The sequence below is a fragment of the Streptomyces sp. NPDC051976 genome (genome assembly GCF_040680795.1).
GTDB lineage: Bacteria > Actinomycetota > Actinomycetes > Streptomycetales > Streptomycetaceae > Actinacidiphila.
Genome location: NZ_JBFAXL010000019.1, coordinates 17,505 through 40,178, shown reverse-complemented (window position 1 = coordinate 40,178; position 22,674 = coordinate 17,505). Strand labels below are relative to the sequence as shown.

Sequence of the window (22,674 nt, the reverse complement as noted above, 5' to 3'; positions counted from 1 at the left end):
GCCGCTCCGGCCCGTAACATCGCATCGATGGGGCCCCGGTGGAAGCCACGGCGCCCCGCTATACGAGCCCTGTGACATGTTCCGTACGCCGCTGTCACATGCGAGGACAGTCAGGCGGCCGCCAGTCAGGCGGCCGCCGCGGTGCGCCGCGCCCTCCGCGCCATCAGCTTGGCCAGTTCCCAGGCCGCCAGCAGGGCCACCGCCGACAGCAGCGCCCAGCCGAACTGGCGGGCGGTCAGTTGGGTGGTGCCGAGGAGGCGGCGGAAGCCGTCGAGCTGGGTGGTGAGGACGGAGAGGGCGAGTTGGGCGAGGGCCACCCAGTTCATCTGCTTGCTGTCGAAGGTGCTGGGGGTCAGCACGGTGTCGGTCTGGCCGCGGCATTCGAAGGCGGCCACGATCAGGCAGAGGGCGAAGGCGGTGAAGGCCATGGAGCTGCCGATGGCGAGGCTGTGGAAGTGGGACTCGCCCAGCTTGATCAGGCCGAGCAGGATGAGCGTGATCGCCAGGCCGGCGAGGCCGACGGTGACGAGGACCGGGCGGGTGAGGACGGACTCGCCGCGGGGGCGCGGGCGGCGGTCCATGAGACCCGGGCTCTCCTGGTCGAAGCCGAGGGCGAAGCCGAAGGACGCGTTGACCACGAAGTGGATCCACAGCACCTGCGGCGGGGTGAAGGGCTCGCCCGCGGCGATGTTGAGGAGGGTGGCGCCGAGGAAGGTCAGGACGAAGGTGACCAGGAGCAGCAGGACGAAGCGGATGTACTTGGTCAGGTTGTCGTAGAGCTTCCGGCCCTGCTCGACGGCGTAGACGATGGTGGCGAAGTTGTCGTCGGACAGGATCATCCGGCCCGCGTTCTTCGCCACGTCGGTGCCGCTGCCCATGGCGATGCCGATGTCGGCGGACTTGATGGCGGGGGCGTCGTTGACGCCGTCGCCAGTCATCGCCACGACGTCGCCCTTCTTCTTGAGCGTGGCGGCGAGCAGCACCTTGTGCTCCGGCGCGACCCGCCCCACCACGCCGATGTCGTCGATACGGGACAGCTGCTCGTGCTCCGGGAGGGCGGCGAAGTCGGCGCCGAGTACGGCCTCGCCGGGGATGCCGAGCTGCCGGGCGATGGCGGCGCCGGTGGTGACGTCGTCGCCGGTCACCATGCGGACCCGGATGTGGGCGGCCTGGGCGCTGGCCACGGCGGCCCGGGACTCGGCGCGCGGGGGGTCGACCATGCCGACCAGGCTGGTCAGCCGCAGGTCGGTGACGTAGGCGAGCAGGTCGGCGGCGGGGTCGAAGTCGGCCGGATCCAGATCGCGGGTGGCCGCCGCCATCACCCGGCGGCCCTCCCCGCCCATGCGCTCGGCGTGCTCCTGGGCGCGGCGGCTCTGCTCGGCGTCCCAGGGGACGGTCGCGCCGGCCGCGAGCGCGGAGGCCGTACGGGCCGTCACCGCCGGGGCCGCGCCCTTGACGAAGCAGCGCACGACCGGCCGTCCCGAGGCGTCGACGGCGGAGTTGAAGGTGGCCATCAGTTTGTAGCTCGGGTCGAACGGCAGCGTGGCGATACGGGACAGCCGCTCGTGTGTGCCCTCGATGTCGAGGCCGGCCTTGTGGGCCAGCACCAGGAACGCGCCCTCGGTCGGGTCGCCGACGACCTCGCCCTCCACCAGCCGGGCGTCGTTCGCGACGAGGTAGGGGAGGATCGCGTCCTCGATGCCCGTGGCGGAGCCCGCGGCGTGGTGGACCTTGCCGTCGAGGCCGTAGCCGGTGCCGGAGACGGTGTAGCGGTCGGTGGGGGTCACCACCTCGGCCGCCGTCATCTGGTTCATGGTGAGGGTGCCGGTCTTGTCGGAGTTGATCGCCGACGTGAAGGCCAGGGTCTCGACCGACGGCAGCTCCTTCACGATCGCGTTGCGCTCGGCCAGCTTGAGGCTGCCGACGGAGAGGATCGCCTGGGTGACGGTCGGCAGGGCCTCGGGGATGGCGGCGATGGCCAGGGAGACCGCGCTGACGAACAGCGCGTCCCATGCCTGGCCGCGGCCGCGGCCGAGCGCGAACATCACGATCATGGTCAGGCCCGCGGCGGCGGTGATCCACAGGGTCAGCCTGTCCAGCTCCCGGGTGAGCGGCGGCTCCTCCTTCTCGGTCGCCGACAGCATCTCCGAGATCTTGCCCAGTTCCGTGTCCTTGCCGGTGCCGGTGATGATCACGACGCCGCTGCCGTGGGTGACCGGGGTGTGCATGAACGCCGTGTTCGACCGGTCCCCCGGGCCCAGTGGGGCGTCCGGCAGCGTATCGGCGCCCTTCGCGGCCGGTACGCTCTCGCCGGTCAGCGCGGACTCGTCGATCTGCAGCGCGTGCGCCTCGATGATCCGCCCGTCCGCCGGGACCTGGTCACCGGCGGAGATGAGCACGACATCGCCCACGACCAGTTCCTCCGCCGGGACCTCCGACTCGGCGCCGTCGCGCCGTACCCGGGCCGTCGCCGTCAGCAGGGACTTCAGCGCGTTCATCGCGCTCTCGGCCTTGCCCTCCTGGCGCAGGCCCACGACGGCGTTCAGCAGGGTCAGCGCGAGGAGCAGGATCGCCGTGGTCCACTGCGCGATCGCCAGCGAGACCACGGCGGCCACCACCAGGACGATCTGCATGTAGCTGCGGTACTGCTCGGCGAACCGCCGCCAGGCCGGGGGCGGCTTCTCCTCCGGCAGCGCGTTCGGTCCGTGCGCGGCCCGCAGCTCGGCGACCCGGGCGGCGGAGAGCCCGGCCGCCGGAGCGACGCCGAACGCCGACGCGACATCCTCCGGCGACCGGGCGTACCAGCGCCGATCCGCCCCGGACTCCTCGGCCGTCCCCATGTCAGCCCTCGCCGTCGGACGGGGAAGGCACCGGATGCCTGGCGGCGTACGGGTCGGGCGCCGCGCCCTTGGGGGCCTCGGCCTCCAGCTCCTCCCGCACGGCCCGGAGGTTGGCGCGGGTCTCCTTGCCGACCACGGGGTAGTGGGGGTCGATGTCGATGAGGGTGTGGGCCAGCACCGCGGCCGTGCAGATGCGCGCGAACCACTTGCGGTCCGCCGGTACGACGTACCAGGGCGCCCACGCGGTGCTGGTCGCGGAGAGCATCTCGGAGAACGCGTGCTGGTAGTCGTCCCACAGCCGGCGCTCGCGGACGTCGGAGGCGGAGAACTTCCAGTTCTTCTCCGGCAGGTCGAGGCGCTTCATGAAGCGGACGCGCTGCTCCTCCTTGGAGAGGTTCAGGAAGATCTTCACCACCTTGAACCCGTTGTCGGTCAGGTGGCGCTCCCAGTTGTTGATCTCCCGGTAGCGGCGGTCCCAGATCTTCGCACTCCGCGCTTCCTCGGGCAGCCGCTGGCGGTCGAGGATCTCCGGGTGCACGCGGACGACGAGCACCTCCTCGTAGTGCGAACGGTTGAAGATCGCGATGTCGCCGCGTGACGGCAGCCGGGCGGCGTACCGCCACAGGTAGTCGTGGCCCAGCTCCTCGGCGGAGGGCTGCTTGAAGCTGCTCACCTTCACGCCCTGCGGGTTCACCCCGCTCATGACGTGCCGGATCGTGCCGTCCTTGCCCCCGGCGTCGAGCGCCTGCAGGCAGAGCAGCACGCCGTAGGTGTCCTGGGCGGCCAGCCGCTCCTGGTACTCGGCGAGCAGGGACACGCCCGCCCGCAGCAGCTCCGCGCCGTGCTTCTTCTTCAGGCCCGCCTTGTAGCGGGGATCGAAGTCCCTGCCCAGGCGCACCCGCGAGCCCGGCTCCACCCGCAGCGGCTCGATGAGCTTCGCGATGCGGGCGGCCCGGGGGTCCCTGGTGTGCGTCACGACGACCCGCCGACGCGGTCCAGGCCGGACAGGGCCGAGGGAGTGTCGGGGGCGAGGTTCGTGTCGAGGAGGTGGCGGGCGCGGCGTTCCACCAGGACGGGGATGTACGTGCGGATCTTGGCGTCGCGGAAGGTGCCGTGGGCCGAGGCGACCGCCGCGTCCACGAGGACCTCGTCGACGGCGGGGTAGGCGCGCTTCAGGGCGGCGGCGAGCTGGAGGAGGGCGGCTGCCTCGTCCGCTCGGGTGGAGGGGGAGGGGGTGGCTGGGGGTGCCGACTCGTCCGTACTCATCACCTGACCGCCCCGCGCGCTCGGAGGACCTGGGCGGCCCGGCCGGCCGCCTCCTCCTATTGTCCGGCGGCCCCGGGAAATCCGCCCAGCGGGCAGGTCGGGGTGCGGTGCAGGAAGGCGGGGCGGAGGTCGGGGTCCGGGGGGTCGTAGTAGCGGTGGAAGACGGCGGTCGCCGAGCCCGACAGGGGCGGCACGATCCAGCTCCAGTCGGTCGGGACGGGGCGGCCGTGGCGGCTCTCGCGCTCCACGTGGGAGAGGAAGCGGGTGGATTCCGTGTGGTGGTCGGCGATGGTCACCCCGGCCTGCTCGTAGGAGTGGAGCACGGCCAGGTTGAGCTCGACGAGGGCGCGGTCACGCCACAGGGTGCGGTCGTTGGCGGTGTCGAGGCCGAAGAGGGCGGCGACGGTGGGCAGCAGGTCGTAGCGGTCGGTGTCGGCGAGGTTGCGGGAGCCGATCTCGGTGCCCATGTACCAGCCGTTGAAGGGCGCCGCCGGGTAGAGGACCCCGCCGATCTCCAGCGGCATGTCGCAGACGGCCGGCACCGCGTACCAGCGCAGGCCCAGGGCGGCGAAGCCCGGGTGCCGCGGGTGGCTCAACGGCACCTCCAGCACGGCGTCTTCGGGTATCTCGTAGAACTCGGGGCGACCGGAGCCGGGCTGCACCAGCAACGGCAGCACCTCGAAGGGGGTTTCGCCGCCCTTCCAGCCCAACTCCCTGGCCAGCGCCACCCGATGGGCGGTACGGGGATCGTCCGCGTAACGCACCAGCTGCTCGCCGAGGAGCGTGGGGCCCGGACGGCCGGGGCGGTCCGGGGCGAAGACGGTGATGACGGGGCGGATCCGGCCGCCGTTGGTGGCGAGGCGCAGATGCTCGAAGCACTGCGCGGCGATGGTGTCCGGGTCCTCCACGTGCCGCATGTCGCGCACGGTCAGGTTGTTCCAGTAGAGGCGGCCGATGCAGCGTGCCGAGTTGCGCCAGGCGACCCGGGCGCCGAAGGCCAGCTCCTCCGGTGTGTGGGTGTACGTGCCGTGCCGCCCGATCTCCGCGGCCACCTCGGCGATCCTGCGCCGCGGGTCGCCGGAGCCCGGGTGCTCCGCGGCGAACTGCTGGAGGAAGGTCACCGCGGCGTCCAGGACGTCGCCGCCTCCCGGCGCGCGGTGTCTGGCGACGGTGGGCGGGCGTCCGGCGACGATGGGTGGATCAGAGATACGCACAGGTGGTTCGCTCCTGCTCGGGGGAGGTCGAGGTCACCGCGCCGTACGGCACGACGGGCGCGCTCATTGCCCGGCCTCGTCCCTCGTCCGCCGGGGCATCAAGTCGGCCTCCAGCGCGGGGACATCGAAGGGGTCGAAGTGGATACGGTCCGGGGGGATGCCCTGCCGGGTCAGGGTCGTCGTGGCCTGGGTGACCATGTCGACCGGGCCCGACAGGAAGGCCTCGTGCTGGTAGAACGGCCCGAACTCGCTCAGGACCTGCGGCAGTGTGCCCTCCAGACCGGCGATGCGCTCGTGCGAGACCGCGGCCCGTACCGAGAGCCAGTGGTGGCGCTGGGACATCCGCAGCATGTCGTCGAGGCCGTACAACTCCTCGGCGGTGCGCGCCCCGACGAAGACGTCGACGTAGCGCTGGATGCCGTTGCGGGCGGCCTGTTCGACCAGGGCGCGGATCGGGGCCATGCCGGTGCCCCCGGCGACGCACACCAGATCGCGGTCGCTCTCGGGGTCCAGGGTCATGTCGCCCTGCGTGGGCCCGAGCCGGACCACGTCGCCGGGCAGCGCGCTGTACACCAGCGCCTGGCTGACCTGGCCCTGGCTGACCGCGCGTACGTGGAAGGTGAGGGTGTTGTCGGACCGCGGGGCGTGCGCGGGCGAGTAGTAGCGCCATGCCTTCGGCTGCCAGGGCGTCTCCACGCTCGCGTACTGGCCCGCCGCGTACGGGTACGGGGCGTCGGGCCGTACGGTGATCTCCGCGATGCCGTGGCCGCGGTGCACATGGTGGACGACTTCCGCCTCCCAGACCGCGGGCCTGCTGTGGGCGTCCTGCTCGGCGGCGTGCATCATCACCCGGGCGACGACGTCGTAGCCGTGCGCCCAGGCGGCGGACAGCTCGGGGGTCCAGGCGTCGCCCGCGTAGCGGGCCAGGGCGGCGAGCAGGCACTCGCCCACCGCGGGGTAATGGCCGTTCAGCGCACCGAACTTGCGGTGGTCCCGGCCGAGGCGGCCGCAGAAGTGCACCAGGCTCTCGGGGTCGTCGACCAGGTCGACGATCCGCAGCAGGCCGCGCAGCAGGCGGTCGCGCTGTACGTCGAGGTTGTCGGGGAAGAGCGTGCGCACCTGCGGGTACCGGGTGAACAGGATGGCGTAGAAGTACACCGTCATGTCCCCGGCGAACGGTCCCACCACGGCCACGCTGGCGCGCATCAGGGCGATCTCGTCGTCCGTCAGGGGCACGAGCCGCGGCAGGGGGCTCGGCGCGGGGGGTGGCGCCGGAGGAGGGGGACGGCGGGTCGCGGCGGTGTTTTCCGGCTCCGGAGCCGACGGGAATGGGTGGGCGCCCGCCTCGCCCCGGCGTTTGTTTCCGAGGTTTCCGACCAGCGGAGAGCGCGGTGAGAATTTCACTGAGCGCCGCCCAGATCACATGGAATCGTCATCAGCATACAAGTGAGCCATTGTCCGAGACGTTGGGTCAGGTAATTGCCGTGAGCGCTGCCAGAAGGGATAGCGGCAACCGGAATCAGGTAATTGACGACATGATCTCCGCACGTTGCGTGTGATGTCCGGGCAAGTCGGGCACCTCCCTGCAGTGCCAGGTGGGCCGGGCGGGGAGCCCGGCAGGAACCCGATCACCCTAATACAGAACCTTCACGCGTCAACCGCTGGATTCATGCACGGTGTTCGGTCGCCGCGAGGTGTGCCCTGAATCGACCGAAAAACGCCGTGCCGCCATGGTTCGGTAGCCGATTTGATTTCCCCGGCGGAGTGTGCTGCCCTGGACGGCTATCGGAAGGGGAATGATCCGGCGGAATTTGGGAATGCGTCCTGAATCGTTGAAATGTTGCACCGCGGCGCCAATATTGCAGGGCTGGAGATCGGCTTCTCAGCGGGAGCGCAGGACCCGGAAGCGCTCAGGCGCCGCGGGGTCGCGGTCGACGACCTGGACCGGCGGCCAGGCCCACTGCCAGACGCTGATGCCGGGCACACGGGAGAACCGGATCGGTCCGCGGGTGCCGTCGACGGAGATCCGCGGCCAGGACGCGGCGACGGCCGCACGGTCGGTGCCGTGCGTACGCAGCGCCTCGGCGAGCACGGCGATCGTGTCGTAGCCCTCGAAGGCGACGAAGGAGGGCGGCGTGCCCAACTGGTCGCGCAGGGCGGTCCCGACGCGGGCGCCGAGGGGCGTGAGGTGTTCCGGGAGGTAGCGCAGGAACGGGATCGCGGCGCCGTCGTCGCCCAGCAGGGCTGCCCAGGACGGGAGTTCGGGCTGTCCGGCCGGGGCGCCGATCAGCAGGCCGGCGAGACGCGGGTCGCGGCGGACGGCGGTGACGACCGGCACCGCGGGGTCCGGGTGGCCGACCAGGAGGAGCAGCGCTGTCGCGCGGGCGTCCACGAGGGCGTCGCAGAGTGCCGCCGGGGTGAGCGCGCCCATGTCGAGTGCGGTGACGGTGCCGCCGCGGGGAGCGAGATGGTCGCGCAGGATGCCCGTACCCGTGGCCCAGTAGACGCTGGGCTGGGTCGCTACGGTGATCCGCGTGTGGCCCTCGCCGAGGAGGTGGTCGGCGTAGGTCCGCCAGCCGCGGGACTGCGGCGGGGCGAGGCGCGCGACCAGGTCCGTCGGCTCGTCGGTGAGCGCGTCGAGCACCGCCGACGAGCACAGGAACGGCAGGCCGAGGGCGTCGGCCCTGGCCGCGGCGGCGCGGGCGACGACGCTGTGGTACTCCCCCGCCAGGGCGGCGACCCCCAGGCCCGCCAGCTCGTCCACGGCCGCGGCGGCCCGCTCCGGGTCGGCCGCGGTGTCCCGTACCACCAGTTCCAGCGGGCTTCCGGCGATGCCACCCGCGGCGTTGACGTCCCGTACGGCCGACTCCATCCCCGCGAGCAGGTGGTGGCCCGCCTCGGCCCAGCCGGGCCGGGTGAGGGGGGCGAGGGCGCCGATGGTGTGCACGGAGGTGGCCATGCCCACATTGCATCCGCCGTTTCCACCGCTCGGCAAGCGGTTATGTGAGCGTTGCGTGGCGGTCCCGCGCTGCCGCCGAGACGCCGTTGACGTGGTGAGTCGGGCAGATCTAGGGTCCGGGCACGCGGTGCGCCGATCACCGCCGCCATCGTCGTCGCCGTCGTCTTCAACGGCCGTCATCATCTCCATCGTCACCACCTGTTGGGAGCGCCGCAGTGGACAGTGCGGGCCGCCCTCACGAAGAACCCGACCCCCTCGACCCGGAGTCCGAGCACGGCCGGGTCTACCGCGCGCTGATCCGCGCCCGGCAGGGCGGCGCCGCGGCGGTGGCCGCCGAGGCCGGGGTGGCGCCCGCGCGGGCGGCTCAGGTGCTGGCGGAGCTGGGCGAGGCGGGCGCCGCGGTACGGCTGCCCGGCGGGGACGGCGACCACTGGGAGGCCCGGCCGCCGGACGCGCTGCTGGAGGCCCGGGTACGCGCCGAGGAGCACCGGCTCGCGGAACTGCGCACCACGGGCGGGGAGTTGGCCCGCCTGTTCCGGCTGGCCCGGCAGGAGGGCTCCGGGTACCAGGGCCTGGAGGTCGTGGACGACCGGGCGTTGATCCTGGCGTACTTCGAACGGCTGCAGCGGGACGCCCGGTACCAGGTGCGGGCCATCAACCGCCCGCCGTACGTGGGTGGGGACGCCACCGAGCAGGCGCAGTCCGATCTCCAGGCGTCCCGCATGGCGGCGGGCATCCGCTACCAGGCGATCTACCACGACTCGGTCTACGCGGACCCGCTGCGCTGCGCCGGGGCGATGGCCGCGATCGGGGCGGGGGAGCAGGCCCGGGTGCTGGTCGATCCGCCGGTGAAGATGCTGATCAGCGATGACGACCGGGCGCTGGTGGCCCTCGATCCGGCCGGTGCGACGGGGCCGGTCTCGCTGATCGTGCACCCGTCCGCGCTGCTCAACGCGCTGGTGGGGATCTTCGGTTCGCTGTGGCAGCTCGCCGTGCCGCTGTCGCTGGAGCGCCCGGCGGAGGATCTCGACGCCTCGGACCGGGCGATCGTGACGCTGATGGCCGCGGGCGCGACCGACGAGGTCATCGCACGGCGGCTGAACATCTCGCGCCGCTCGGTGGTGCGGCGCACCGGGGCGCTGCTGGAGCGGCTGGGGGCGACGACCCGGTTCCAGGCCGGTGTCCAGGCGGCCCGCCGCGGCTGGTTGTGAGCACGCGCCGCGTACGGGACCGCCCGGACACCGGGCCCCTGTGGGGGGTCCTGGGGGCCCGGGCGGGGGAGCGCCCGGGCTCGCGAAGGTGATGCGGCCGGGACGACGCCCGGAGTGAGAGCGGCTAGAAGGCGCCGAGGCCGTTCGGGGTGCCGATGCCCGTGACGCCGTCCCAGCCGGGCACTCCGGTGCAGAGCGCGGGGCCGTACGTCGCGCAGTCGGCCGCGCCGTGCTGGGCGTTGGAGCCGCCGGTGACGTCGGTAAGGGTGCCGGACGGGGCGGCGTAGAGCGTGTTGGGGCCGTCGACCGAGGCCAGGTTGCCGGCGCGGGCGTAGAGCCCGGCCAGGTAGGGGGAGGCGGCGCTGGTGCCGCCGACGACCGTCCAGCCGCCGCCGGTTCCGCTGTCGGGTGTGTACGTGTCGTAGACGGCGACGCCGGTGAGCGGGTCGGCGTCGGCGGAGACGTCGGCGACGGCGCGGTGGCCGCCGCAGAGGGCGGCGACGGCGGTGGGCTGGCCCTGGGCGCCGGGAAGGTCGGTGGCGCAGCCGCTGCCCGCGCCGACCCACTTGGCCGTGGTCTGGCCCCTGGGCGTGAAGAGGCTGCCCCAGGCGGAGTTGGTGTACGTCGCTCCGCCGTCGGTGGTCTTCAGGGTGGTGCCGCCGGCGGCGGTGACCCAGGGCAGCCGGGCGGGCCAGAGCTGGGCGGTGCCGGTGTAACCGCTGTCCCCGGAGGAGGCGACCACGGCCATGCCCGGGTGGTGCAGGGCCTTGGCGGTGGCGCCGGTCTCGATGGCGGCGTGACCGGACGCGCCGGGCAGGCCGTAACTCATGCTGACCGCGCTCGCGCCCAGCGCCGCCGCCTCGTTGACCGCGGTGCCGAAGTCGGCGGCCAGCGCGTCCGGGAGGCCGTAGCCCGCCAGCAGCAGCTTGGTGAAGTCCATCGGTATCTGCACCATGTCGATCTTGCAGGACGGGCAGGCGGCGGAGGCCATGTCCACGTCGAGCGCGGTCTCCTCGGCGTACGACTCCTCGACCGACGCCATGGACGGGTTCGCGGCCAGTGCCGGGCCGCCCTTGTAGTCGGTGATCCTCAGGCAGCCGTTGGCCGTGGTGCAGGCGGGAAGGCCGTACTGGCCGCGGTAGTTGGCGAGGTCCGCGGCGAGTGAGGGGTACGCGCCCACGCCGACGATCGCGATCGTCCGGGTGCTGCTGGAGGCCGCGGGCAGGTGGTACGCGGTGGCCAGCTCGGCGGGCGAGTACCCGGCCGGGGTGGTCGTGGTCATCGGGGAGGCGGCGTCGCTGCCGGTGGCGCTCCGGGCGACCACGAGGGACTGGCAGCCGAGGCTGAGCCGGATGCCGTGCGCGCTGGCCCGGCAGGCGTCGTAGTACGCGTGGGTGCGGCCGAGCGTGCCGATCCGCAGCTCGTGCCGGATCGTGAGGGTGTCAGGGCCGGTGGAGCCGCGGGCGGTGTCGGCGGCCGCGCTCTGACCGGTCAGCGCGGTACCCATCACCGCGGCGCCGAGCAGTGCGGCACTCCATCGTGCTCTGTTCATACGGTTCTCCCGGAGGCATGACGGGTGAGGGTGCCCCGGGGTGGGCACCCGCGTCCCGTGCGGTGGTGCACCTGAGATCATCGGGACAGGGGAGACGGCGGAACAGGCTCGGGACACGGCGCAATTGGGCATCGGCGCAGATGCGCCATCCGGGCGTCGGACCTGACGGCGTGCGGTGCGTGTGGTGCTTGCGGCGCCGAATTGCGTCGCGGGCGCGGGGGTCCGGCGGCTACCCTCCCGCGCATGACGCCCCCTGACGTACCGGACGGCCCCCGAATCGCCTCCGGCGACGGCGAGTTGGCCCTCCGCGAGGAGACGGCCGCCGACCACGCGGCGGTACGCGCACTCCACGCCCGCGCCTTCGGCGACCCGGACCGGGTCCCCGCGCTCGTGGACGCGCTGCGGCAGGCGAAGGCCGCCCTGGCACCGCTGTCGTACGTCGCCGCTGTCGACGACCGGATCGTCGGCCACGTCATGCTGAGCGCCTGCCGCCTGGACGCCCCGCCCCGGCTGGTCGACGTCCTGTCCCTCTCACCGCTGGGTGTGCTCCCCGAGTTCCAGCGGCGGGGCATCGGCACCCGCCTCGTCCGGCACGCCCTCGCCGCCGCCGACGACCACGGGGTGCCACTGGTCTTCCTGGAGGGCTCGCCGTCGTTCTACGGCAAGCGCGGCTTCGCGTCGGCGGAAGCCGCCGGCTTCCGGGCCCCGACGCTGCGCTACCCCGACGGCGCCTTCCAGGTCGCCCGCCTGTCCGCCCACGAGCCGTGGATGACGGGCACCTTCGTCTACTCCGAGACCTTCTGGGCCCTGGACTGCGTGGGCCTGCGCGGCGACCGGCTGCGCGCGGCCCGCGGCGAGATCTGACGCTTCACGTCCGTGGCCGCCGGGGCCGGACGCGCGCAGGGGACCACGCCGGTGTGGGCGTGGTCCCCTGGTGGACGGGTGCGGGTGGGTCAGCCCGGGATGATGCTGAACGAGCCGCCGTTGAGGGCGGTTTCGGTGTACGGGCCGCTGTCGATGGCCTGGGGGCCGTAGGTGGCGAAGGAGCGGCCGTTGACGGTGATGCCGCTGAAGTCCTGCCGGGAGAAGGACGGGTAGCTGCCGGTGGGGGACTCGATCACCGCTTCGGCGCTCGCGTCGCGGGCCGACAGCCGGGAGGTCGCGGTCTTGGTCCAGCCCTTGGTGGTGTCGGTGAGCTTGAGGGTGTACGAGCCGCCGCCGGTGTCGGTCACGCTCGCGGTGAAGGCGTCGCCCGCGGAGACGGGGTTGCTGAAGTAGCGCGGCGCGGCCGGGTACATCTCGTACCAACCGGAGTACTGCGGGCTGCCGCTGGAGCAGTCCACCTGGACGCCGGTCTGCTCGACGGTCTGCGAACCGTAGCCGTCGATGCCTATCCAGGGCGCGTACAGGTCGTTGGACGAGTTGCACGTCACGTGGGGCATCGTCCAGGAGCCGGTGACGCTGGTGAAGCGCGAGCCGGTGGCGATGTAGCCGCCCCAGTTGCTGTCGCCGGAGAAGCCGTGCAGCGGGTGGGCGTAGTGGGCGCTGCCGAAGGTGACCGCGGGGGCGGCGGCCGCGGTCGCGGGGACGGTGAGCCCCGCGCAGGAGAGTGCCAGCAGTGCGGCAGCGGCCGCCCTCGTCGGGACGGCGGTGCGGAACTTGTGCATCCGGTGAACTCCAATGGTGGGGGAGTTGCGCGAAAGATGGGGGGAGACGGCCCGCGGTCTACTGGCCCGCTGTGTGGGCGCGGGAAGCTGGTCGTCCCTTTCCGGTGCAGCGATGCTGCCCTTGGTACGGGTGGGGCGGAAGGCAACGGGAGTTACCGGTGCGCGCAATGGCGCGAACATGACAATGCGACCTGGTGATGAACCGTGCCCCGGGGCGGGGCCGCCTACTTCCGGTGGAACGTGGCGCGGTAGTCCCGCGGTCGTCGGCCGGTGTGCCGGGCGAAGATGGCGCTGAACGCGCCGGGGTCCGCGTAACCCATTTCCGCGGCGATGTGCGCGACGGTCCTGTCGGTGGTCTCCAGCAGCAGCCGGGCGCGGCGGACCCGGGTGGACTGCAGGTATTCCAGCGGGGTCTGGCCCGACTCGTCGCCGAAGCGCCGCAGCATGGTGCGGGTGCTGACGTGGAACTCCTTGGCCAGACGCGGCAGGTCGTACGGGGTCGCCAGGTTCCGGTCGAGCCAGCGCTTCACGCCCAGCGAGAACTCACGTCCCGCGGGGGGCAGCAGGGCCGGGTCGACGTAGGGGGCCTGTGACGAGCGCGCGTCGTCGACCAGGGCGACGCGCGCGGTGCCGCGGGCGACGTGAGGGCCGTCGTGGTCGCGGATGAGCTGGAGAGCGAAGTCGAACATGGCGCTGAACGCCGCGGTCGTGGTCACCGCGCGATCGGTGACGACCAGGCGTTCGGGGCGCACGGTCACGTCGGGGTAGCGCCGCGCGAGCTGGTCCGCGAACAGCCAGGAGGTGGTCGCCTCGTGTCCGTCGAGGAGGCCGGCTTCGGCGGCGAGGAAGGCGCCCACGCAGATCGACACCACCGCCGTACCCGACGCGGCCTGTGCGCGGATGGCCGCCACCTCGGTCCGCAGGCCCGCCAGGACCCCGGCGAGATCGTGCGCCGGGGACAGCTCGAAGCCCGGCACGATCAGCACGTCCACCGGGCACATCGCCGACACGTCGAGGGCCGAGCCGCCGGACGCCAGCACCCGCCGCCGGGGCGAGAGGACCGACACCTCGTACGACGGTTCCACCGCCCCGCGTGCCGCCGCGATGTGACGGGCCATCACCAACAGGTCGGGGATGCCGAACACCTCCGACGCGAAGCAGCCCGGATAGGCCAGGACGCCTACGCGCAGCGCTTTCACGACCGCCCTCCCCGCTCGCCACGGGTGGCGAGATCACCCTGTCATATGGCGATACCGCCACTTCCGGTGTCCGTCACTCTCCCGTGAGGATCACGGTCATGGCAACCACGCGAACGCGGCGGGACGACCCCCTGGACGACTTCGTCAGGACAACCGTGAGCATCGGGGGTGAAAGCAGGACGGTGTACGTCACGGGGTCGGGACCGGCCGTCGTCCTGATGCCCGAGATGCCCGGGATCAGCCCCGATGTCGCCCGCCTGGGACGGTGGCTGCGCGAGGCCGGGTTCTCCGTGTACCTGCCCTCCCTCTTCGGCCACGACGGCGCGTACCCGACCGCCGAGGCGGGTGAGGCCGTCGTCCGGCGCGCGTGTGTCAGCGCCGAGTTCCGGGCGTTCGCGGGAGGCGGCACGAGCCCGGTGGTCAGCTGGCTGCGGGGTCTCGCGCGGACCGCGCACGCTCAGTGCGGTGGACCCGGTGTCGGGGTGATCGGGCTCTGCTTCACCGGCAACTTCGCCTTGACGATGGCCCTCGAACCGACTGTTATCGCACCGGTCGTCAACCACCCCTCACTCCCGCTGGACGATCCCGGCGGCCTGGAGATCGGCGAGGAGGACGCGGCACGGGTGGCCGAACGGATAAAGCGCGACCGGGTGAAGGTCCTCGCCTACCGCTTCGACGGCGACAAGTGGTGCACCGGGCAGCGTTTCGCGGCCTACCGGGCGTTGCTCGGTGAGTGGTTCGACGGCCGGGTGCTGCCCGCGGACGCGGCGAACCCGGACCCGTCCCCGTTCTTCCGCGATGTCGTCGGGTGCGCCCACAGCGTGGTCACCGCGCACCTCGTCGACGAGCAGGGCCACCCGACGGTACGCGCCCGGGACGAGATCATCGCCTTCCTCGCCGAGCGCCTGAGCCGGGGAACCCCCGGGTAGCGGGCCTCCGGCCTCACAGCGCCCGGCTGCGCAGCCGGGTGACCGGGGTCGTGGTGGCCAGCGCCGCGCGATGGCCGTCGGGCGCGGGCAGCGGGGTCACGTGCACGGGCGCCGCAGGCCAGTTGGGGACGCTCGGGGCCTGGACCACCGGGCCGCTGGTGTCGATCGCCGCCGGGGGCGCCGCCAGGCCGTGGCCGGTCAGCTTGATCGCCGCCTCCTTGCGGACCCAGGAGTCCAGGAAGGCCACGGGGCGCTCGGCCGACGGGAGTTGGTCGTACGCGCGGCGCTCGGTGGGGGTCAGGGTGAGAGCCGCCAGGCCGTCCGTGTCGCGGTCGGGGTCGAGGTGGTCGAGGTCGGCGCCGACCAGGCCGGTGCCGACGACGGCCAGCAGCAGCCAGTCGCGGGTGTGGGAGACGGAGAAGTCGAAGGCGGCGCCCGGCAGGCGGGGGCGGCCGTGCCGGGGCGCGCCGCACAGCCCGCAACTGCGCTCGATGGAGAGTGAGTTGGGCGGCAGCCCGCAGTAGCGGGAGACGATCAGGCGCTGGGCCGCGCGCGAGGTGAGCAGGGTGTCGGCGGCCGGGCCCTCGCCCAGCGCCTCCCACCGCTCCCGCTCGTCGGCGTCGAGCAGCGCGGCCCACGCCGCCCGCCGCCGTACCGGCACCAGCCACACCTCGCACGTCCCCGCCGCGGGGACGGGGACCGGCGGCGTCCCCACCGCCCCCGCCGTCCCCACCGCCGTGACGCTCATACGCCGCCCCAGCCCGCCGCCACCGCACCCGCGTCCACACCGCCGGTGTCCGGCGCGGCGGACCCCGGCGCCGCGGGCACCCGCACCACCCGCAGCAGATGGTTCACCGCCGTCGCCAACTGCACGTCCAGGCCGGGGCGCGGGCCCGCCGGAGGCACGGCGACCGTGATGTCCGGCTCGACGCCGCGGTTCTCCAGGCCCGCGCCGACGCCGCGGAAGTAGTAGCAGAACTCCGGCTGGGTGGTGACGGTGCCGTCGACCAGGGCGTGCCGCGGCCAGGTGGCGATGGTGCCGCCCCAGGTGCGGGTGCCGACGAGGGTGCCCAGGCCGCGCTCGCGGAACATGTGGCCGAAGATCTCCCCGTCGGAACCGGTCTGTTCGTTGATCAGCGCCGCCATCGGGCCGCGCGGCGACTCCAGCGGATACGGCACCACACCGCTCCACCGCCCGTGCTCCGCGCCCGAACGGCTGCGGGCGAGGCGGTCGAGCAGCAGCGGTGACACATGGCCGCCGCCGTTGAAGCGGACGTCGACGACCAGGCCCTCGCGGTCGAGGCCGCCGAGGAACTGCCGTACGAAGTCGGCGTATCCGGTACGGAACATGTCCGGCACGTGCAGATACGCGAGCCGGCCGTCGGAGACGGTGTCCACGTAGGCGCTGTTGCGGGCGACCCAGTCCAGGTAGCGGGCGCGGGCCTCGCTGCGGGCGGCGCGCACCACGACCCGGCGCGGCACGGCGCCCTCGCGCAGCACGGTCAGTTCGACCTCGCGGCCCGCGAGACCGGTGAGCAACTCCGCGGGCCCGTGCGGCCCCACGGGGTGGCCGTCGACGGCGGCGATCGCGTCACCGGCCCTGATGTCGACGCCCGGCTGGTCGCAGGGCGAGGTGGCGTCGGGGTTCCACGGGTCGCCGCGCAGCACGTGCGCGATCCGCCAGCGGCCGCCCGCCTCGGGGGCGGGCTCCCAGTCGACGCCGAGGAAGCCCTGCGCCATGCTGGGCGGCGCCCCGTAGTCACCGCCGCGCTCGTACGCGTGCGAGGTGGCCAGCTCGCCGTGCAACTCCCAGACCAGGTCGGAGAGTTCGGCGCGGGTGGCGACCCGGTCGAGCAGCGGCAGATAGCGGCGGTGCACCGCGTCCCAGTCGATGCCGGACATGGCCGCGTTCCAGAAGCTCTCGCGCTGCAGCCGCCACGCCTCGCGGAACATCTGCCGCCACTCGGCGGCGGGCACGAAGGGGATCCTGACCCGGTCCAGGTCGACCCAGCCGGTGGGACGGCCGGGCGGTGCCATGGGCGAGTCGAAGTCCTCGACGCTCTCCTTGGGGGCGCCCGCCGGTACGACGCGCAGCCGGTGGTTGTGCCGGTACAGCAGCGCCGTGCCCGCCGGGTCGGTGCTGATCTCGTCGACCGGGCCGAGGTACTCCTCGATGACGTCACCGGTCGCCAGATCCACCAGGGTGACGCCGCCCTCCTGCACCTGCTGCGGGTCGTCCGGCTCCGGTGCGCTCAGCGGCACCGACAGCAGCAGCACCGCGTCGCGCAGCCCGAGCACCGCCGCGTACCGGCCCTCGGGGACCGGCAGCGGCACCAGGCGCCGCTCGATGCCGGTGAAGTCGATGGCGACCGGGCCGTCCTGCTCGTCGTCGTACGGGTCCTCGCCCGCCGGGGCCGGGCCGAAGGGCGGCTGCCGGTCGGCGGTCAGCGGCACCGCGTACGGCCGGGCGCCGAAGGGGAAGCCGATCTCGAACTGGACCTGGTCGTGCTCGGGGGTCAGGTCGCGCTGCCCGACGAAGTACAGATAGCGGCCCAGCGGGTCGAAGGACGGCAGCGCGTCGCGCAGCACCGGGCGGGTGATCCGGGAGGTGCGGCCGGTGTCGACCTCGGCGACCTTGATCGCCGTACTCCTGGGGGTGTCGGGGAAGGTGTACGCCAACCAGCGGCCGTCGGGGGACCAGGCCAGGTCCTCGATCCGTTCGTGCGCGCTGGTGTCGAGCAGCCGCGGCTCCAGACGCGGCCGGTCGGTGTCGACGGTCCACAGCTCCTGGCGGTTGGTGGCGAAGGCGACCTGGCCGGTGGCGGGCGAGGCGGCCAGCGCGGTGACGTAGCCCAGGTCGGCCAGCGGGGTGCCGAGCAGTTCCGAGCCGCCCTCCGCGGGCAGCAGCACCAGCCGCTCGCCGGGGCCCGCGTCACCGGCCACCGCGACCAGCCGCTCGCCGTCGGCGAGCCAGTTCAGCAGCCGGTAGCGGACCCCGTCGGGGGCGCCGTGCCGCAGCGCGGGGCCCGACCAGGGCGCGAGGGTGAACGCCTTGCCGCGAGCGGTGACGGCCAGCCGGCCGTCGGGGCCCAGCCGGGCGCCGTCGAGGAACCGGGTGGCGGACACGATCCGGCGCTGGTGCTGGATGCCCGAGGGCGCCAGGTCGACCCGCAGCCCGCGGGCGCCGCCACTGACCGCCGGGTCCAGCACGTGCAGGGTCGCACCGCAGTGGTAGACCAGCCGGCGGCCGTCGCCCGACAGACCGCGGGCGTAGTAGTCGTCGTGGTCGGTGTGCCGGGTCAGTCCCGTACCGTCGGGCAGGCAGGAGTAGACGTTGCCGGTGCCCTCGTGGTCGCTGATGAAGTAGATCCGGCCGCCGACCCAGCACGGGTCCGCGGGGTTGCCCGCGGGCAGGTCGAGCCGCCGGTACGCGCCCGATCCGTCCCTGTCGACCCAGAGTTCACCGGCCGCGCCGCCGCGGTAGCGCTTGCGGCGGGCCGGGTCGGCGATGCTGCGGCCGATCACGGAACCGCCGCCGGGCCCGTACGACACGGACGCGGCGGGACCGGCCTCGACCAGCCGCGGCGGGCCGCCGTCGGGGTGCACGGCGAAGAGCCGGAAGCCGAAGCCCTCGGGCTGGCCCGCGGTGCTCGCGTAGAGGATCTCGCCGGTCAGCGGGTGCCAGCCGGTCACGTTGCACCGCCCGGCCTGATGGGTCAGCCGGCGCACCGGCCCGCCGGACACCGACGTCAGGCACACCTCGGTGAGGCCGTCGGGGGTGCCGGTGAAGGCGACCTGGCGGCCGTCGGGGGACAGCCGCGGCCCGGCGCACGCCATGCTGCCGCTGCTGAGCCGGTGCGCGGTGCCGCCCTCGGCGGACACCGTCCACAGCTCGTCCTCGCACACGAACACCACGGTGTCGCCCGCCAGGGTCGCGTGGTGCAGATAACCGCCTGCCGCGGCACGGGCGTTCATGACGGAAGAGGTGACGTGGTGCGGATACGGGCGGCGATCGCGCGGCGCCGCTCGGCGGCCTCGTCGCGCTGGCGGCGTACGTCCTCCTCGCTCTCGGTCCAGTAGCACGCGGTACGCCACTGGCCGACGGTGTACGAGTCGTACGCGCATCTGACCCGCCGCTGCTCGGTGAGTTCACCGGACGAGACGAGCATCGTGTTGTGCTCCAGCACCTGGTTGACCACCACCCGCATGTTCAACTCCGCGCGGATGTAGGTGTGCGCGGCGGCGACGGCGGCGGCGCCGTACCGGCCGCGGTACTCCGGCAGCACCCCGAAGGACAGCTCGCAGGTCTGGCCCGGCCAGTCGATCGAGGTGATCCACGCGAAGCCGACGGTGCCGCCGCCGGGGCCGCACAGGGTGAACATCCGCTTGACGCGGTGCTCCTGGGTGACGGTACGGCGCTGGTTGGCGGTGAGGGCGTCGTCGGCGCTGACCACCGCGAAGTCGGTCAGATTCGCCTGGAAACGCGACTCGCGCAGCAGGGCGGTACGGGTCGGGATGTCGTCCTCGGTGAAGTGCCGGACGGTCACGAACGGCATGGGTCAGCCCTCCTCGGTGGCGCAGTAGACCAGCACGTCGTGGTAGCCGCCGGAGTGGAAGACATGGCCCGGCAGCCTGCCGGTGTCGGTGAAGCCGCACGCCTCCAGTGCGGGGACGGCCGCCGAGCCGTCCGGGACCTCCGCGACGAACGAGGTGCAGCGGCGGTAGGTGCGCAGGAAGCCGAGGAGCGCGGCGAGCGGTTCCGGGTCCGCGGACGTGGTGGCGACCCGGCCCTGGCGGGGCTGGTCGGGGTTGGGCGCGTAGCCGAGCAGCACGTCGCCGCTGCGCAGCACCTGCGCGCCGCTACGGGCCAACTCGGCGGCGAGCAAAGGTGCGTTCTGCGTCACCGGGTCCAGGCCGAGGAAACCGCGGGCGGCCTCGGGCGCGGCGCTCAGCAGCGCGGCGGCTTCGGCCGTGCCGAGCAGGGTCAGGTCAGCCATGGCGGGTCGCTCCCCAGATCTGTCGGGCCACCGGGCGGCCGTCGCACCACAGCGCCTGCGGGACCTCGGCCTCGGGGCGCAGGCCCGCGGCGCGCAGCAACTCCTCGCGCGGCAGCCCGTCGGGCAGCGGTGCGCCGGGGGTGACCCAGCCGTGGACGCGGCGCAGGTTCAGCACCCGGAAGGCGTGGTCGAGCGCCGCCTTCAGCAGCGGCTCGGCGGCGTCGGCCGCGCCCGCCTGGAGGCCGATCTCCAGCCGGGCCCTGCGGTGCACCCAGTCGAGTCCGGCGTAGCGGGCGAAGCCGGCGCCGGGGGCGACGCACAGCTCGTCGTCCGGGCCGCCGGGCCCGTCCGGTCCCTCGGGGGCCGGTACGGAGGCGGGTTCGGCCAGTGCGGGCCGGCCGGGCACGGGCAGGCCGAGCAGCTCGCCCGGCAGCCAGTGGCCGGTGAGCAGGGGCAGGTCGGTGCCCCGGTATCCACGCAGCATCATGAGGTGGGCTCCCAGATCCGGGAGAGGAAGACGGAACCGCGGCGGTGCCCGTCGTGGACGACGTGTCCGGTCAGGACACCTTCCTCGGTGAAACCGGCCAGCCGGGCGGCCGCCAGCCCGCGGTCGTCGAACTCGCCGGTGAGCACGGCCAGTCGGACCACCTCGCGCTGCCAGCGCAGCCCCCGGACGATCTCGTCGTACACCGACACCCAGGCGTCCGCGCGCAAGGCGGCGGACAGCCGCAGGTGCAGCACGTAGTGGCAGGCGTGGTCGCCGCCCATCGCCTCCAGGGCGTACAGCCCGACCGGTGTGCCGTCGGCGCACAGCAGCCGGGTGTCCTCGTCGAGCAGCGCGAGGACCTCCCACTCCGGGCGGGTGTCGGGGCGGGTCGTGCGGAAGTAGAAGTCGGGCTCGGTGAAGAGCGCCAGGACGGCGTCGTGGTCGGCTTCGGTGACCGGGCGGGCCGACCACCGAAGGGCGGCCGGGACGGGGCCGGCGGGGCGCGCGGTGGTCCGGGCGGCGGCCGGGGCGGTGAGGTCCGTGGTCGTCATGTCCGGGCCTTCCGCGCGCTGAGGTCGTGGGTGATGTGCAGGCGCTGGATGTTGCTGGTGCCGTCCATGAACTCGAAGGCGTGCACGTCGCGGCTCCACTTCTCCAGCAGCGGGTGCTCCAGCAGCGCGCCGGGGCCCAGCGCCCTGGCCGCCCAGTGCGTGGTGCGCACCGCCAGATCGGTGGCGTGCAGCTTCGCGGTGGAGGGCGGCCGTACCGCGTCGGGCTGGAGGTCCACGGCGGCGGCGGACTCGTAGAGCAGCGCGGTCGCCGCGTCGAGCCGGGCGGAGACCACCTCGTGCCCTGACCAGCCGGGGCGCTGCTCGGTCACGTAGTCGCGGGTGCCGAGGGCGGTGCCCAGCGCCAGCGCGGCGATCTGCAGCCGCATCGCGTTGAAGGTGCGGCTGATCCCCCACAGGCCGCGCCGGGAGGCGGGCAGATGGGCGCCGAGCAGCATCTCCCGGGGCACGGGCACCCCGTCCATCTCCAGCCGGCAGATCCGTGCGCCGCGCAGCCCCATCATGTCCAGCGGGGTGCCGTCGAAGCCGGGCGCGGGGCGGCGGATCAGGGCGCCGCGGATGGACAGCGCGGTGCGCCCGGTGCGGGCGAACACCACACCGATCGCACCCCGCGAGGCGTTGCCGACATAGCGCTTGGTGCCGGAGAGCAGATAGCCGTCGGCGGGGTCGCCCGCCGGGTCGAGCCTGCTCTCCATCGCGGTGGCGTCACTGCCGTGGTCCGGCTCGGTCATGCCGAAGAAGGTCCAGGCGCGGCCGTCGGCGATGGTGTCGTAGAAGAGTTCGCGCTGCGCCTCGCTGCCCAGGGTGTCCACGGCGACGCCGGCCAGCGAGGGACCGGTGTTGGCGCAGAGCACCCCGGCGTCGCCGCGGGCGAGTTCGATGCCCGCGACCACCCGGGACAGGCAGCTGTCGGAGTAACCGCCGTCGTCGACGGCGGAGTCGGTGCGGTAGTCCTTGGGGGTGGAGGCGGATCTGACGAGGGTGAGGATCGGCAGGTCCAGGTGGGCCGTACCGCCCGGGTCGGCGTCGACGGCCAGCGCGTGGGCGCACAGTTCCCGGCCCGCCTCGCGGCACTGCTCGCGCAGCTCCCGCAGCGGGGTGTCGAGGGGGATCATGGCTGTACGTCCTCCCGGTCGGTCCAGCAGTCCGCCGCGAGCCGGCCGACGTATGCGGCGCGCACCGGCCCGTCGGCCAGGAAGCCGGAGGCCCCGAAGAGCTTGGCGGTGTCCCAGTCGAGCGCGGTGATCCGGTCGTGCGCGTCGGCCACGGCCGCGGGGACGTGGTGGGCGACGAGCAGGAGTTGGCGTACGGCGTCGAGTGCGGTGATGACGTCGGCGACGGTGCCGAGCACGAGTTGCTTGCGGATCAGGGGCTCGCCGCCGCCGGTCCGCCCCGAAAGGTGGGCGACGGCGTCGTCGAGCAGCCTGCGGGACACGCCCACCCGTACCGCGCCGAGCAGCGCGGCGAACACGGTGGTGCGGTCGGGCTGTTGGCGCGGTTGGCGCGGTTGGCGCTGTTCCGGGGCGGGGTGTTCGGCGGGTGCGGGGTGTTCCGGCCAGGTCACGAAGGTGATGCCCTCCGCCTGCGCGAGACGGTGCGGTACGACCGCGGCGCCCGCGGGCAGCCGCCCCGAGGGGAGTGCGGCGACGCGTCCCGGTGGAGCGTCGATGTCCACCGCGCGCAGCGCCAGCTCCAGGCCGGACGTGAGCCCGCCGTCATGAGCCGCCGCCTCGCACGCCACGATCGTGTCCCTCATCGAATCCTCCGTTGGGCCGGGCCGGTAT

Annotated in this window: 20 protein-coding genes; 3 read left to right on the top strand and 17 right to left on the bottom strand. The window is 73.4% G+C overall.

The window, feature by feature from the left end; genetic code table 11:
- Positions 1–125: 125 nt before the first annotated feature.
- From AB0M29_RS20225 to AB0M29_RS20200, 6 genes are all read right to left on the bottom strand, one after another.
- Positions 126–2,840: an HAD-IC family P-type ATPase gene (locus AB0M29_RS20225; RefSeq protein ID WP_365384339.1), complete on the bottom strand. Its 2,715-nt coding sequence runs from the start codon at positions 2,838–2,840 to the stop codon at positions 126–128.
- A 1-nt stretch (position 2,841) separates the two neighbouring features.
- Complete coding sequence (locus AB0M29_RS20220) at positions 2,842–3,816, bottom strand: polyphosphate kinase 2 family protein (RefSeq protein WP_365384337.1); 975 nt, start codon at positions 3,814–3,816, stop codon at positions 2,842–2,844.
- On the bottom strand, positions 3,813–4,106 hold the full coding sequence (locus AB0M29_RS20215) for a three-helix bundle dimerization domain-containing protein (protein WP_365384335.1): 294 nt from the start codon (positions 4,104–4,106) through the stop codon (positions 3,813–3,815). The genes AB0M29_RS20220 and AB0M29_RS20215 overlap by 4 nt, the downstream gene beginning before the upstream one ends.
- A 56-nt stretch (positions 4,107–4,162) precedes the next feature.
- On the bottom strand, positions 4,163–5,239 hold the full coding sequence (locus AB0M29_RS20210) for a nitric oxide synthase oxygenase (protein WP_365384458.1): 1,077 nt from the start codon (positions 5,237–5,239) through the stop codon (positions 4,163–4,165).
- Between the two features lie 144 nt (positions 5,240–5,383).
- Positions 5,384–6,556, bottom strand: a complete 1,173-nt coding sequence (locus tag AB0M29_RS20205) for a globin domain-containing protein (protein ID WP_365384333.1) — start codon at positions 6,554–6,556, stop codon at positions 5,384–5,386.
- A gap of 646 nt (positions 6,557–7,202) precedes the next feature.
- Positions 7,203–8,279, bottom strand: a complete 1,077-nt coding sequence (locus AB0M29_RS20200) for an ABC transporter substrate-binding protein (protein ID WP_365384331.1) — start codon at positions 8,277–8,279, stop codon at positions 7,203–7,205.
- A 215-nt stretch (positions 8,280–8,494) separates the two neighbouring features.
- Between AB0M29_RS20200 and AB0M29_RS20195 the strand changes: the two genes are divergently transcribed.
- Positions 8,495–9,490 (top strand): LuxR C-terminal-related transcriptional regulator, encoded by a 996-nt coding sequence (locus tag AB0M29_RS20195; RefSeq protein WP_365384329.1) that lies wholly within the window; start codon positions 8,495–8,497, stop codon positions 9,488–9,490.
- A 124-nt stretch (positions 9,491–9,614) separates the two neighbouring features.
- On the opposite strand, the gene AB0M29_RS20190 is transcribed toward AB0M29_RS20195, so the two are convergent.
- Entirely contained in the window at positions 9,615–11,042 is a 1,428-nt protein-coding gene (locus tag AB0M29_RS20190) for a peptidase S8 (protein WP_365384327.1), read from the bottom strand.
- A 243-nt stretch (positions 11,043–11,285) separates the two neighbouring features.
- Between AB0M29_RS20190 and AB0M29_RS20185 the strand changes: the two genes are divergently transcribed.
- Positions 11,286–11,906: an N-acetyltransferase gene (locus tag AB0M29_RS20185; RefSeq protein WP_365384325.1), complete on the top strand. Its 621-nt coding sequence runs from the start codon at positions 11,286–11,288 to the stop codon at positions 11,904–11,906.
- A gap of 89 nt (positions 11,907–11,995) precedes the next feature.
- On the opposite strand, the gene AB0M29_RS20180 is transcribed toward AB0M29_RS20185, so the two are convergent.
- Together AB0M29_RS20180 and AB0M29_RS20175 are read right to left on the bottom strand one after the other, a co-directional pair.
- Positions 11,996–12,709, bottom strand: a complete 714-nt coding sequence (locus tag AB0M29_RS20180; protein WP_365384324.1) for a G1 family glutamic endopeptidase — start codon at positions 12,707–12,709, stop codon at positions 11,996–11,998.
- 224 nt (positions 12,710–12,933) lie between these two features.
- Positions 12,934–13,908, bottom strand: coding sequence for a helix-turn-helix domain-containing protein (locus AB0M29_RS20175; protein ID WP_365384322.1), 975 nt, complete (start codon positions 13,906–13,908; stop codon positions 12,934–12,936).
- A gap of 98 nt (positions 13,909–14,006) precedes the next feature.
- On the opposite strand from AB0M29_RS20175, the gene AB0M29_RS20170 reads away from it, so the two are divergent.
- The gene (locus tag AB0M29_RS20170; RefSeq protein ID WP_365384320.1) at positions 14,007–14,837 is read left to right on the top strand and encodes a dienelactone hydrolase family protein; all 831 of its coding nucleotides are present in this window, start codon (positions 14,007–14,009) and stop codon (positions 14,835–14,837) included.
- A gap of 13 nt (positions 14,838–14,850) precedes the next feature.
- Here the strand turns inward: AB0M29_RS20170 and AB0M29_RS20165 are convergent, their stop codons facing one another.
- The 8 genes from AB0M29_RS20165 to AB0M29_RS20130 are packed head-to-tail and all read right to left on the bottom strand — an operon-like array spanning position 14,851 to position 22,646.
- On the bottom strand, positions 14,851–15,585 hold the full coding sequence (locus AB0M29_RS20165) for a 4'-phosphopantetheinyl transferase superfamily protein (RefSeq protein WP_365384318.1): 735 nt from the start codon (positions 15,583–15,585) through the stop codon (positions 14,851–14,853).
- Positions 15,582–18,812 (bottom strand): PDZ domain-containing protein, encoded by a 3,231-nt coding sequence (locus AB0M29_RS20160; protein WP_365384317.1) that lies wholly within the window; start codon positions 18,810–18,812, stop codon positions 15,582–15,584. The genes AB0M29_RS20165 and AB0M29_RS20160 overlap by 4 nt, the downstream gene beginning before the upstream one ends.
- Positions 18,809–19,393 carry a GNAT family N-acetyltransferase gene (locus AB0M29_RS20155; protein ID WP_365384315.1) on the bottom strand — a complete coding sequence of 195 codons (585 nt, stop codon included), beginning with the start codon at positions 19,391–19,393 and terminating at the stop codon, positions 18,809–18,811. The genes AB0M29_RS20160 and AB0M29_RS20155 overlap by 4 nt, the downstream gene beginning before the upstream one ends.
- A gap of 3 nt (positions 19,394–19,396) precedes the next feature.
- Positions 19,397–19,834 carry a GNAT family protein gene (locus AB0M29_RS20150; RefSeq protein WP_365384314.1) on the bottom strand — a complete coding sequence of 146 codons (438 nt, stop codon included), beginning with the start codon at positions 19,832–19,834 and terminating at the stop codon, positions 19,397–19,399.
- Positions 19,827–20,321, bottom strand: coding sequence for a hypothetical protein (locus tag AB0M29_RS20145; RefSeq protein ID WP_365384312.1), 495 nt, complete (start codon positions 20,319–20,321; stop codon positions 19,827–19,829). The genes AB0M29_RS20150 and AB0M29_RS20145 overlap by 8 nt, the downstream gene beginning before the upstream one ends.
- A complete protein-coding gene (locus AB0M29_RS20140) occupies positions 20,318–20,872 on the bottom strand; it encodes a hypothetical protein (protein WP_365384310.1) in 555 nt (184 codons plus the stop codon). Before AB0M29_RS20140 ends, AB0M29_RS20145 begins: the two co-directional genes overlap by 4 nt.
- Positions 20,869–22,005, bottom strand: coding sequence for an acyl-CoA dehydrogenase family protein (locus AB0M29_RS20135; RefSeq protein WP_365384308.1), 1,137 nt, complete (start codon positions 22,003–22,005; stop codon positions 20,869–20,871). The genes AB0M29_RS20140 and AB0M29_RS20135 overlap by 4 nt, the downstream gene beginning before the upstream one ends.
- Positions 22,002–22,646, bottom strand: a complete 645-nt coding sequence (locus AB0M29_RS20130; protein ID WP_365384306.1) for an acyl-CoA dehydrogenase family protein — start codon at positions 22,644–22,646, stop codon at positions 22,002–22,004. Before AB0M29_RS20130 ends, AB0M29_RS20135 begins: the two co-directional genes overlap by 4 nt.
- Positions 22,647–22,674: the final 28 nt, after the last annotated feature.